General features: G+C 66.0%; 8 protein-coding genes and 2 pseudogenes. 1 reads left to right on the top strand and 9 read right to left on the bottom strand.

The genetic code is table 11. The features are described from left to right. From FOM02_RS02020 to pcaF, 5 genes and pseudogenes are all read right to left on the bottom strand, one after another. On the bottom strand, positions 1–1,689 hold the full coding sequence (locus FOM02_RS02020; RefSeq protein ID WP_027563276.1) for a methyl-accepting chemotaxis protein: 1,689 nt from the start codon (positions 1,687–1,689) through the stop codon (positions 1–3). Positions 1,690–1,918: 229 nt separating this feature from the next. Then, a complete protein-coding gene (pcaG, locus tag FOM02_RS02015) occupies positions 1,919–2,521 on the bottom strand; it encodes a protocatechuate 3,4-dioxygenase subunit alpha (RefSeq protein ID WP_027563277.1) in 603 nt (200 codons plus the stop codon). 1 nt (position 2,522) lies between these two features. Continuing rightward, positions 2,523–3,224: a protocatechuate 3,4-dioxygenase subunit beta gene (gene pcaH, locus FOM02_RS02010; protein ID WP_027563278.1), complete on the bottom strand. Its 702-nt coding sequence runs from the start codon at positions 3,222–3,224 to the stop codon at positions 2,523–2,525. 127 nt (positions 3,225–3,351) lie between these two features. Further along, positions 3,352–4,244: pseudogene (locus FOM02_RS02005) on the bottom strand (dioxygenase). Between the two features lie 154 nt (positions 4,245–4,398). Next, positions 4,399–5,605 (bottom strand): annotated as a pseudogene (gene pcaF, locus FOM02_RS02000) (3-oxoadipyl-CoA thiolase). Between the two features lie 215 nt (positions 5,606–5,820). Between pcaF and mutS the strand changes: the two are divergent. Further along, on the top strand, positions 5,821–8,559 hold the full coding sequence (gene mutS / locus FOM02_RS01995; protein ID WP_027563281.1) for a DNA mismatch repair protein MutS: 2,739 nt from the start codon (positions 5,821–5,823) through the stop codon (positions 8,557–8,559). A gap of 98 nt (positions 8,560–8,657) precedes the next feature. Here mutS and FOM02_RS01990 read toward each other — a convergent pair whose 3' ends face one another. The 4 genes from FOM02_RS01990 to FOM02_RS01975 form a co-directional block, all read right to left on the bottom strand. Continuing rightward, positions 8,658–10,334, bottom strand: coding sequence for a PAS domain-containing protein (locus FOM02_RS01990; protein ID WP_027563282.1), 1,677 nt, complete (start codon positions 10,332–10,334; stop codon positions 8,658–8,660). A gap of 166 nt (positions 10,335–10,500) precedes the next feature. Next, complete coding sequence (locus FOM02_RS01985; protein WP_141263456.1) at positions 10,501–10,704, bottom strand: hypothetical protein; 204 nt, start codon at positions 10,702–10,704, stop codon at positions 10,501–10,503. Between the two features lie 14 nt (positions 10,705–10,718). Beyond that, positions 10,719–11,528, bottom strand: a complete 810-nt coding sequence (locus tag FOM02_RS01980) for a hypothetical protein (protein ID WP_027563283.1) — start codon at positions 11,526–11,528, stop codon at positions 10,719–10,721. Positions 11,529–11,715: 187 nt separating this feature from the next. After that, complete coding sequence (locus FOM02_RS01975) at positions 11,716–12,225, bottom strand: OsmC family protein (protein ID WP_027563284.1); 510 nt, start codon at positions 12,223–12,225, stop codon at positions 11,716–11,718. Positions 12,226–12,275 lie beyond the last annotated feature (50 nt).

Genomic DNA, 12,275 nt, shown 5'->3' with positions numbered 1-12,275 from the left:
TCAGGCCGCGGCGGTCGAGTCCCGCACGGTCCGGACCACGACCGACCGCAGCTGTTCGAGATTGGCCGCCATGCCGGCGATCGCCTTCCTGACCTCCGCGGCGCGTTCATCCACGGAGGCGGCGTCGCGGCTGACATTGTCGATCTTGGCAGAGACCTCCTTGGCGGCGGACGCCGATTCGGAAATCGACCGGGCGATCTCCCGCGTCGCGGCGTCCTGCTCTTCCATCGCGGCGGCAACCGAGGTGGCGACGCCGTCGATCTCGACGATGTGGCCTCCCATGCTCTCGACGGCATCGACGGCGGCCTGGGTCGAAGCCTGGATCTCGGCGATCAGCCGCGTGATCTCCTCGGTGGATTTGGCGGTCTGGTCCGACAGCGACTTCACCTCGGCGGCGACCACCGCGAAGCCGCGACCGGCCTCGCCGGCGCGCGCGGCCTCGATCGTGGCGTTGAGCGCCAGGAGATTGGTCTGGCCGGCGATGCCGCCAATGAGATCCGAGACTTCGGCGATCTTCTTCACCGCGCCCGCCAGCGCCTGGATGGTCGAACGCGCCTGCTCGCGGCCGGCGACCGCCGATTTGGTGACGGTCGAGGTCCGCGCCACCTGGGTCGCGATCTCCCGGATCGAGGCGCTCAGCTGTTCGGCTGCGGCCGAAACGGTCTGCGAGCTGCCCAGCGCCTGGGTGGAGGCCGCGGCCACCGCCTGCGATTCCGCCGACAGCGACCTCGCGATCTCGGCCAGGCTGGAGGCGGCCCGCTCGACGCCCTGGCTCGCCGCGCTCGCGGTGTCGACCGAGCGGCCGGTCTCGCGCTCCACGGTCTCGGCCATCTGGTGCAGGGCGCCGCGCTTGGCGAGCGCGGCCTCCTGCTCCTGGCGCAGTTGCTCCTCGCGCAGGCGAGAATTCTCGATTGCCCCCTGCTTGAACACCTGCAGGGCTCCGGCCATCGAGCCGACCTCGTCCTGACGGTGCGCGAAAGGAATATCGGCGGCGAGATCGCCGGTTGCGAGCTTCTGCATCGCCCCGGTCATGCGCACGATCGGTCGCACCACGCCGAGGGCAACGCCGAGCAGACCCGCGGCAATGAAGGCGAGAACGGCGGCGGAGACGCCGAGAAGGATGTAAAGCATCGAGCTGTCGCGGTCCGCGGCCAGCTTCTCCATGGCGGCGTTCTGCTTGTTGGCGTTCTCGACGATGCTGTCGATGACGGCGCGATGCTCGGTGTAGGCATCCTTGAGCTGCGCATAGGCGCGCTCGGCGGCAGCCGTGTCCTTGGCCTTGAGGGCCGGCAGCAGTTGGTCGGATGCCTTCCAGAATTTCTGCACCTCGGCATCGGATTTCGATACCAGAGCCGTCTTCAGGTCGGCCGAGAGGCTGGAGGCGACCCAGTAAGCCTTGCGCTCGTCGTAATCCTTGCGGAGCTGGACCAGGCGCTCGCCATGGGCCGCCAGTTGATCCGGCTCGCGCATGGCGAGGGTGGCTTCGAGATAGGCCTCGATGACATATTCCGGCGGCGGCAGGATGTCGGCGATGAGGTCATTGCCGAGCTTGATGTCGGAATAGAGCGGACCGCCGACCTTGAGCTCGCGCAGCGCATAGAGGCTGGTGGAGACGACCGCAGTGAAGCCGATGGCAAGCACGATCCCGAACGCAATAATCGCGGACGACAACGACAGGCGAATTTTCATGAGGCAATCCGGGCGCGAATCAAATCTGCACTGACCCTAGACCGCTACGGTAAATACGGGCTTTCCTCGCGGAGAGGTTGCCGAAGAAAAGCTCCGCATAACTACGGGAATGGGATGTCGGTCAATCGGTTTGCGTCAATGAACTGATGCTCAAACGCGCGGCACTGGCTGCGATTGCGCTGAATGAGAAGCGCGTAGCGGCGACCGGGAATCGCCGCTCCGCATTGCCTTAGACGTCGAAGAACACCGTCTCGTTGTCGCCCTGAAGGTGCAGGTCGAGCCGGTAGAGCGGCTTGCCGGCCTCGCGCACCGCGGTCAGCGTGGCGCGGCGATCGGCCGGCACCAGCGCCAGCACGGGGTCGGCGGCATTGCCGGCCTCGTCGCTGAAATAGATCCGGGTGTAGAGATGCCGCAGCATGCCGCGTCCGAACACCGCAAGCACGATGTGCGGCGCCTGCGGCTTGCCGTCGGGGTCGGGCACAACGCCGGGCTTGATGGTGTCGAAGGAATAATTGCCGTCCTTGTCGGTGCCGCAGCGGGCAAAGCCGCGGAAGCTGGCGTTCGGCAGCGCGCGCTTGTCCTGCGGGTCGGCAAAGCGGCCCTGCGCATCCGCCTGCCAAATCTCCAGCATGACGTCGGGCACGACGACGCCGTCGCCGTCGAACACCCGGCCCTCGATGCGGATGCGGTCGCCGGAGACGTCGGGCGTCAGCGTCGAGTTGGTGAACGCGTCGTTCCAGGCGTACTCGCCGTTCGGCGTCAGGCCGTATTTGAAGAACGGACCGACGGTCTGCGATGGGGTGATCCCGTTGGGCTTCACAGAATCCTGCACTTTAGTGGTTCTCCATGGGAGTGGCGTTCTTGCCGCGCAGCACGATGTCAAAGCGGTAGCACAGCGCCCATTCGGGCTGGGTGTTCTCGAGGTCGAACGACGACACCATCCGCGCCCGCGCCTTCTCGTCCGGCACCGAATTGAAGATCGGGTCGAACGGGAACAGCGGGTCAGCAGGAAAATACATCTGGGTCACGAGGCGCGTGACGAAGGAATGGCCGAACACGGACAGATGGATATGCGCGGGACGCCAGGCGTTGTGGTGGTTGCCCCAGGGATAGGCGCCGGGCTTGATGGTGACGAAGCGGTAATAGCCGTCGGCATCGCTCACGGTGCGGCCTGCGCCGGTGAAATTCGGATCGAGCGGTGCCGGGTGCTGGTCGCGGACATGGACATAGCGGCCGCAGGCATTGGCCTGCCAGATCTCGACCAGCGAGTTCGGCACGCCGCGGCCGTCCTCGTCGCGGACATGGCCGTGCACGATGATGCGCTCGCCGATCGGCTCGCCCACATGCTGGGTGGTGAGGTCGTTGTCGCCCTCGCGCACGGTCTCGTGGCCATAGACCGGACCGGTCAGCTCCGACAGGGTGTGGCGCATCGGGATCAACGGCTTGTTCGGCGCGCGCTTGATCGAGCTCTTGTACTCGGGCGACAGCGGCAGCGGATGCGCCTTGTTGCTGTCGGTGGGATAGATGAATGTCATTGGCGAACTCCTCCCCGGCCATTTTGGTCCGGCCGGTCAACGCTTCCGCCAATCATTATAGGATATAACTAATTGGGGGAAGCGGGTTTAGTTGCGTTCCTGCGCCCGGCAGCGGGCCTATGTGCGCCTATTTGATCGGCGGCCGCGGCAACACGGCTTCCCCGGCCTCGAGCCGATAGGTGTGGTCGAGCGAGTACCAGGGCGCCACGACGTCGGATGCGGTCGCATGCGGCGTATCGTGGCGCTCGAACTTGCCGATCAGCGCCTGCGTCACCCCAAACTGCACGTCACTGTCGATATGAGGATCGGCGGGATCGTAGACCTGCGAGATCAGCGTCTTGAATCCGGGCTTGAAGATCAGCGCGTGCAGATGCGCCGGTCGATAGGGATGCCGGCCCTGCGCCTCGAGCAGGCGGCCGACCACGCCGTTGGTCGGAATGGGATAGCCGACCATCATCACCGAGCGGAAGGCAAAGCGCCCACCCTGGTCCGTCGTGAACTTTCCGCGCAGGTTCATGTCGGCCTGATCGGGGTCCTGGTTCTCGTAGAGACCAACCGGCGAAGCGTGCCAGACATCGACCTCTGCGCCTGCGACGGGACGACCCTCCTTGTCGACGACACGGCCGCTGACGAACAGCGCGCGCCCGGCGTCTCCGAGCGCACGATTGATCCGCCGTTCTCGACCCGCGGCGAGTTCAGCCGCCAGAAGGGCCCGAGCAGCGACTGATCGGTTTCGGTGTTGCCGTCGTCGCCGTTGTTGAGCAGGCACACCAGCGGGGAGACACCGAGCGAGCCGGCCATCAGCACGACCTCATTATGCGTGTCGGTGGTCAGCTTGCCGAGCTCGGCCACGATCGCGGTGGCATCGCGGAATTCCTGCTCGCTCAGGCGGACGTCGCGGACGAAGGCGTGCAGATGCTTGACCAGGGAGACCATGATCTGGCGCAGCCGCGGATCGGCCGTCCGCTCCATCACCGCCAGTGCCGCGGCCGTGACGTCCTGCTCGCGCTCGATGATCATGGGACGGTCCCTTCACCTTGCGTCATGGCCGGGCTCGTCCCGGCCATCCACGACCTTCCTCTCGCGGCACCAAGAACGTGGATGCCCGGGACAAGCCCGGGCATGACTAGTCTGTGGCACACCGCCCCGGGATGACGGGACGCTGCGCGTTTCGTCAATTCAGCTTCTCGATCGCGACGGCCACACCCTGGCCGACGCCGACGCACATGGTGGCGAGCGCGAGCTTGCCGCCGCGCTTTTCCATGCCGTGCACGGCGGTGAGCGCGAGGCGGGCGCCGCTCATGCCGAGCGGATGGCCGAGCGCGATGGCGCCGCCATGCGGATTGACGTAATCGGCGTCGTCGGCGACGCCGAGCTGACGCATGCAGGCAATGCCCTGCGAGGCGAAGGCTTCGTTGAGCTCGATCAGGTCAAAGTCGCTGATCTTCTTGCCGAGCCGCTCCATCAGCTTGCGGGTCGCCGGCACCGGGCCGATGCCCATGATGCGCGGCGGCACGCGCCGAAGCGAGGCCGAGGATGCGCGCGCGCGGCGTCAGGCCATGCTTCTTCACCGCGGCTTCCGAGGCGAGGATCATGGCGGCGGCGCCGTCATTGACGCCCGACGCGTTGCCGGCGGTGACCGTGCCGGGATTGCGCACGATCGGCTTCAGTTTTGCCAAGCCTTCCAGCGTGGTCTCGGGGCGCGGATGCTCGTCCTTGTCGACCGTGATGGGGCCGGCCTTGCCGCCGGGAATGGTGATCGGGGTGATCTCTTCCGCGAAATAGCCGGCCGCGATCGCCTTGCCGGCGCGCTGCTGCGAGCGGATCGCGAAGGCGTCCTGGTCGGCGCGCGAGACCTGGAACTCCTCGGCGACGTTCTCGCCGGTCTCCGGCATCGCATCGACGCCATACTGCGCCTTCAAGAGCGGATTGATGAAGCGCCAGCCGATCGTGGTGTCGAAGATCTCGGCCGAGCGCGAGAAGGCTTCCTGCGCCTTGCCCATCACGAACGGCGCGCGGGTCATGGATTCGACGCCGCCCGCGATCGCAAGCTCGACCTCGCCGGAACGGATCGCGCGGCCCGCGGCACCGACCGCATCGAGGCCGGAAGCGCAGAGGCGGTTGAGCGTCTGGCCGGGAACCGAATCCGGCAGGCCTGCCAGCAGCAGCGCCATGCGCGCGACGTTGCGGTTGTCCTCGCCGGCCTGGTTGGCGCAGCCGAAGAAGACTTCATCCACCTGGGCCCAGTCGAGATTGGGGTGCTTGGCCATCAGCGCCTTGATCGGGGCGGCGGCGAGGTCGTCGGCGCGCACCTTGGCGAGCGAGCCGCCGAAACGGCCGATCGGGGTCCGCACGGCGTCGCAGATAAAGACATCACGCATCGTTGTTCTCCCTGAATGCCGCGATCCGGCCAAATTCTTCAATGTCGGCGGAGTTTTAGGAGGGCGCCCGCGGCAGGTCAATTGACGGTTTCACGCGGGATTCGAGGGGCGCACACGCCGGCAGCGCATGCCGTGGTGCGGACAACGTGGAAAACCTCCCCTCCCCGGCCAAACCGATAGGAGCAGGAGGCGAAATTTTGTAGGTTGCGCCGCCCATGACGATGCAACAGCCGATACCCGTACCGCCGCCCGACGAAGCACCCGCAGCGCCGGCGGAAGCCGCCGCGCGCGTCACACCGATGATGGAACAGTACCTCGAGATCAAGGCTGCACATCAGGGCCTGCTGCTGTTCTACCGGATGGGCGATTTCTACGAGCTGTTCTTCGAGGATGCCGAGATCGCCTCGAAGACGCTCGGCATTGTGCTGACCAAGCGCGGCAAGCATCAGGGCAACGACATCCCGATGTGCGGCGTGCCGGTCGAGCGCTCCGAGGATTATTTGCACCGCCTGATCTCGGCCGGCCACCGGGTCGCGGTCTGCGAACAGACCGAGGACCCCGCGGCGGCGAAAGCGCGCGGCAACAAGAGCGTCGTGCGCCGCGGCGTGGTGCGGCTGGTCACGCCGGGCACGCTGACCGAGGACACGCTGCTCGATGCGCGTGCCAACAATTACCTGCTGGCGATCGCGCGCGCGCGTTCATCCGCCGGCGGCGACCGCTTCGGCCTCGCCTGGATCGACATCTCGACCGCCGAATTCATGGTCACCGAGGTTTCGGGCGGCGAACTCGCCGCGACGCTGGCGCGCATCAACCCGAACGAGGCGATCGTCACCGACGCGCTCTATAGCGACAACGAGCTCGGCCAGACCTTGCGCGAATTGCCGGCGGTGACGCCGCTCACCCGCGACGTCTTCGATGGCGCCACCGCCGAGAAGCGCCTCTGCGACTATTTTGCCGTCGCGACCATGGATGGCCTCGCGCAGCTCACGCGGCTGGAAGCAACGGCTGCGGCCGCCGCTGTCACCTATGTCGACCGCACCCAGGTCGGCAAGCATCCGCCGCTGTCGCCGCCTGCGCGCGAAGCATCCGATGCGACCATGGCGATCGATCCGGCGACGCGCGCCAATCTCGAACTGACGCGGACGCTCGGCGGCGAACGCCGCGGCTCGCTGCTCGATGCCATCGACTGCACGGTGACCTCCGCCGGCTCGCGTCTGCTGGCGCAGCGTCTGGCGGCGCCGCTGACGGATGCGCCGGCGATCGCACGGCGGCTCGACGCGGTCAGCACTTTCGTTGCCGACTCGGCCGCACGCGAGGACATCCGCAGCATCCTGCGTGGCGCGCCCGACATGTCGCGCGCGCTGGCCCGCCTCTCGGTCGGTCGTGGCGGCCCGCGCGACCTTGCGGGCCTCCGCGACGGTATCATCGCCGCCGATCAGGTGCTGACGCGGCTTTCCGAGCTCGACCAGCCGCCGCAGGAGATTGCGGCGGTGATGGCGGCCTTGCAGCGACCGTCGCGCGAGCTCGCGGCCGAATTCGCAAGCGCTCTCGACGAGCAATTGCCGCTGATCAAGCGCGACGGCGGCTTCGTCCGCCAAGGTTACGAACCTGCCCTCGACGAAGCGCGAAACCTGCGCGATGCCTCGCGCCTCGTGGTCGCCTCGATGCAGGCGCGCTACGCCGACGCGACCTCCGTCAAGGCCCTCAAGATCCGCCACAACAACGTGCTCGGCTATTTCGTCGAGGTGACCGCGCAGCACGGCGACAAGCTGATGTCGGCACCGCTGAACGCGACCTTCATCCACCGCCAGACGTTGGCGGGCCAGGTCCGCTTCACCACGTCGGAGCTCGGCGAGATCGAAGCCAAGATCGCCAATGCCGGCGATCGCGCGCTCGGCCTCGAGCTCGAAATCTTCGAAAAGCTCTGCGCCAAGGCGCTCGAGATCAGCGACGACCTGCGCGCCGCAGCGCAAGGCTTTGCACTGCTCGACGTTGCGACCTCGCTCGCAAAGCTGGCGATCGACGAGAACTATGTGCGGCCGGAGGTCGATTCGTCGCTCGCCTTCGCGATCGAGGCCGGCCGTCATCCCGTGGTCGAGCAGGCGCTCAAGCGCAATGGCGAGCCATTCATTGCCAATGCCTGCGATCTGTCGCCTGCGCCCGCGCAAAAATCCGGCCAGCTCTGGCTGCTCACCGGTCCCAACATGGCGGGTAAATCGACCTTCCTGCGCCAGAACGCGCTGATTGCGCTGCTGGCGCAGATCGGCAGCTTCGTGCCGGCGACGCGCGCGCGGATCGGTATCATCGACCGCCTGTTCTCGCGCGTCGGCGCTGCCGACGATCTCGCCCGCGGCCGCTCCACCTTCATGGTGGAGATGGTCGAGACCGCGGCGATCCTCAATCAAGCGGGCGAACGCTCACTCGTGATCCTCGACGAGATCGGCCGCGGCACCGCGACCTTTGACGGCCTCTCCATCGCCTGGGCCGCGATCGAGCACCTGCACGAAAGCAACCGCTGCCGCACATTGTTCGCCACGCATTATCACGAGCTGACCGCGCTCTCGGCCAAGCTGCCGCGGATGTTCAACGCGACGGTGCGCGTGAAGGAATGGCAGGGCAATGTCGTGTTCCTGCACGAGGTGCTGCCGGGCTCGGCCGACCGCTCCTACGGCATCCAGGTCGCCAAGCTCGCCGGCCTGCCGCCCGCCGTGATCACGCGCGCAAAATCCGTGCTCTCCAAGCTGGAGGCGCAGGACCGCGGCCAGACCGCGCGCGCCTTGGTGGACGATCTGCCACTGTTCGCCGTCCCCTCCCGCGCCGCCGCAGAAGCCGCCCCGCCGAGCGAGGCCGACCTGCTGATGGACGCCGTGAAGGCGCTGCACCCCGACGAGATGTCCCCGCGCGAGGCGCTCGATGCGCTCTATGCGTTGAAGGCCAAGCTGCCGAAGCAGTGAAATCGGCCGTCATTTCCGCGGCGATGCGAAGCATCGAACCCGGAATCTCGAGATTCCGGGTTCGCCTCTTCGAGCGCCCCGGATGACAGTGTGCTTGCCTACGCCCTTGCCGCGATCGCCGCGGCTTCCGCGGCGGCGCGCTGCATGCTGGTCGACATCTCGTTCGTCACCGTGCTCTGCTCCTCGACCGCGGCGGCGGTTGACGTCACGTATTCGCTGACGTTGTTGATCGCCTGCTTGATCGAGCCGAGCGCGCTGACGACGTCGCCGGAGATGCCGTTGAGGCTGCCGATCTCCTGGCCGATCTTATCGGTCGCCTGCTTGGCCTGGTTGGCGAGGCTCTTCACTTCGGATGCCACCACCGCGAAGCCGCGACCGGCCTCGCCGGCGCGGGCGGATTCGATCGTGGCGTTGAGCGCGAGCAGGTTGATCTGCCCGGTGATGCTGTTGATCATCTCGACGATGCCGCTCATCGCCTGCGCCGCCTCGGTGAGGCGCTGCGCCTGCGCGTCAGCAGCGGCGACCTGATCGACCGCGCTCATCGCGGTCTCGCGCGACTTGGTCATCGCCTCGGAGATCTCGCGCACCGAGGCGTTGAGCTCCTCCGAGCCGGCGGCAACCGATTCCATCATGCCGCGGACGCGCTCGTTGCCCATGCGGACCAGCACCTGCCGCGTGGTGTCGGTGGCGTATTTCACCACCTTGAACGGCTTGCCGTTGAGATCGAGGATCGGGTTGTACGAGGCCTGAATGTAGACCTCCTTGCCGCCCTTGCCGATGCGCTTGTATTCGGCCGCCTGGTACTGGCCGCGATTGAGCGCGGCCCAGAACTCGCGATAGGCCGCGCCGTCGCGCTCCGTGGGCTCGACGAACATGCTGTGGTGATGGCCCTTGATCTCGGCCAAGGAGTAGCCGAGCGTGGCTAGGAAGTTGGCGTTCGCCGTGATGATGGTGCCGTCCATGTTGAATTCGATCACGGCCTGGGCCTTGTCGATCGCCGCGATCTGACCGGCGAGATCGGCGTTCTTCAGCTTCTCCGCGGTGACGTCGGTTGCGAATTTGACGACGCCGTACGGCTTGCCGCGCTCGTCGAGCAACGGATTGTAGGAGGCGAGAATCCAGACCTCGCGACCACCCTTGCCGATCCGCTTGAACTCGCCGGCCTGGTAGTCGCCGCGGTTGAGCTTGGTCCAGAGATCGCGATAGGCCACGCCGTCGCGCTCGGCAGGAGCGACGAACAGGCTGTGATGCCGGCCCTCGATCTCGGCCAGCGAGTAGCCGAGCGTCTTGCAGAAATTCTCGTTGGCGGTGACGATGGTGCCGTCGAGCTTGAACTCGATCATGGCCTGGGCACGGCCGATGGCGGCGATCTTGGAGGCCTCGGTCATGCCGCGAATCTTCTTCGCGGTGATGTCGGTCGCGATCTTCACGACCTTGACGGGCTTGCCGGCGGCGTCGAGCACCGGATTGTAGGAGGCCTCGATCCAGACCTCGCGGCCGCCCTTGGCGATCCGCTTGAATTCGGAGACCTGCGGCTCGCCGCGATTGAGTTGCGCCCAGAACGCCTGGTACGCGGCGTCCTCGCGCTGATTGGCCGGCATGAACATGGCGTGCTTCTTCCCCTTGATCTCGCCGAGGGAGTAGCCGAGCGCCGTCAGGAAATTCTGATTGGCGTTGAGGATCGTGCCGTCCATCGCGAACTCGATCACCGCCTGCGAGCGGCCGATGGCGGCAATCTCTGCGTCCGCATCGCTGCGGGACCTGCGACCAAACATCAAAGAATCTCCATCTCGAAATAAGCAGCGAGGATACGCCAGTCGGGATGTGCCCGTGCGGCGACTTACAAACTTCAATCGGCAAATCCCGCAGGTCCGCACAATCGGCTACAAATCGGACAAGTTTCACGCCGGCGACGGCGGAAGCGGGTACGCAAACACGATGCTAGGCGAAAAGGTCGAATAAAGTTCTAATAGAGTTGTCGGAAATCAGCAGCGGCAGTACTGCAAAACCATCGCGATTTTCCGGGAAAATTCGGCAAAAGTCGCGACGCGATCTGAAATGACGCTTGTCATTCAACAGCTTGAAGACGTGGCGCGCATCGAATGATGGCGACACGCCGATTGGGCATTCGCGGCGTGATGTCACCAACGCCCGTCGTCTCACGGCGCGTGCCGCATCCTATGCTTCGCGCGACGCCCGATCGTCCACAGCGTCAGGTTCCAGACGATGCAGGTTGCGAGTGCAAGGCACAGGCCGATGGCGGAGCCAAACCACACGACCGCGACGTGCATGACAGCAATCGCCATGCCGAATCCGAGCAGCCCCCAGGCTGAATTGGCGAGCACGGCGGCGGTCGGCGGACCGCCGATGCGCGGATGCAGGATCACCATGATGCTGGTGAACACGATCGGGTAGAGCGCGATGACGCCGCTCACCCGCGGGCCGACCCAGCCCGAGGTCGAGACCACGATCGCAACCAACGTCGCCACCAGCGAGGCGCGGAACGGGATGTCGTACCAGCGGCGCGTCACCAGCGGCATCTTCGCGTGGCGGTACTTTGCGAGCAGAGGAATGCAGATGCCGAAGGCGACCAGGTTCACGGCAAGGCCGGCCGTCAAGCTCCAGTCGAACAGGCGAATGATGGAGGCCAGCACGATCCACACCGCGACCGCGCTTCCGACACTCACCAGCAGATTGTTCCGCTGCGCCAGCACGACATAGGTGAGCCCGAGGACGATCGTCGCCGCGTTGACCGGAAGGCTCGCCAGCGCGCCTTGCGCGATGAAGGCTGCGTCATGGTCGATCGCGAGGAAGACATAGGACGGCCCGGCCGAGATCGGCAGCGTCGCCACCAGCGCGCCGATCACCGGACCGGAACGTTCGGTGATGATCGACGCCGACACGACGAACGCCGCCGCGATCGCCATGCGCAGGAGAAGAATGAGAATGAAGTGGAGGTCGAGGGACATTTTTTTGTTTTTTGTCGTCGCGGACAAGCGAAGCGCGAGCCCGGAATCCATAGCCACAGGCCGTGGTGGTTGAAGAGCTGGAGCTACGACCCGTCTGAAGTCACTACGGCCTGGGGTTAGGGGTCCCAGGCTCGCGCCAAGCGGCGCGCCCCGGGACGACGCCGATTGTTGGGTTAGGGCCCTCGCGTCACATCCGCTGCATCGACACCGAAACCTTCGGGCCGTTCTTGATGGTCTGGTAGACCACGCAATAGCGCTCAGTGAGCTTGAGCAGGAGGTCGAGCTTGTCCTGCGGCGCATCGGTGTCGACCTCGAAGCGCAGGCGGATCTCCGCGAAGCCGACCGGGGTCTCCTTGTCGACGCCGAGCGTGCCGCGGAAATCCAGATCGCCCTCGGCATAGACATTGCCGGTTTTCAGCGGCACCTCGATCGCGGTCGCCACCGATTTCAGCGTGACGCCGGCGCAGGCGACCAACGCTTCCAGCAGCATGTCGCCGGAGCAGAGTTCGAGGCCGGAGCCGCCGGTGGCGGGGTGCAAACCGGCCATCGCGATGGCGCGGCCGGTCTCGACCTTGCAGGCGATGCCTTCGCTGTCGGTGGAGCCCTTGGCCTTCAGCGTGATCATCGCGGCCTTGGGATCGGTCTTGTAGCGTTCCTTGATCGGGGCCTGCATCTGGCGCAGTTCGGCGGCGTCCATGTTGTTCTCTCCCGGAAAATACGCCTGCCGATGTACCGGCTTAAGGAGCG

This window comes from Bradyrhizobium sp. SEMIA, from assembly GCF_014844175.1.
Classification (GTDB): Bacteria; Pseudomonadota; Alphaproteobacteria; order Rhizobiales; family Xanthobacteraceae; genus Bradyrhizobium; species Bradyrhizobium arachidis.
This window is presented reverse-complemented; position numbering and strand designations above follow the sequence as displayed.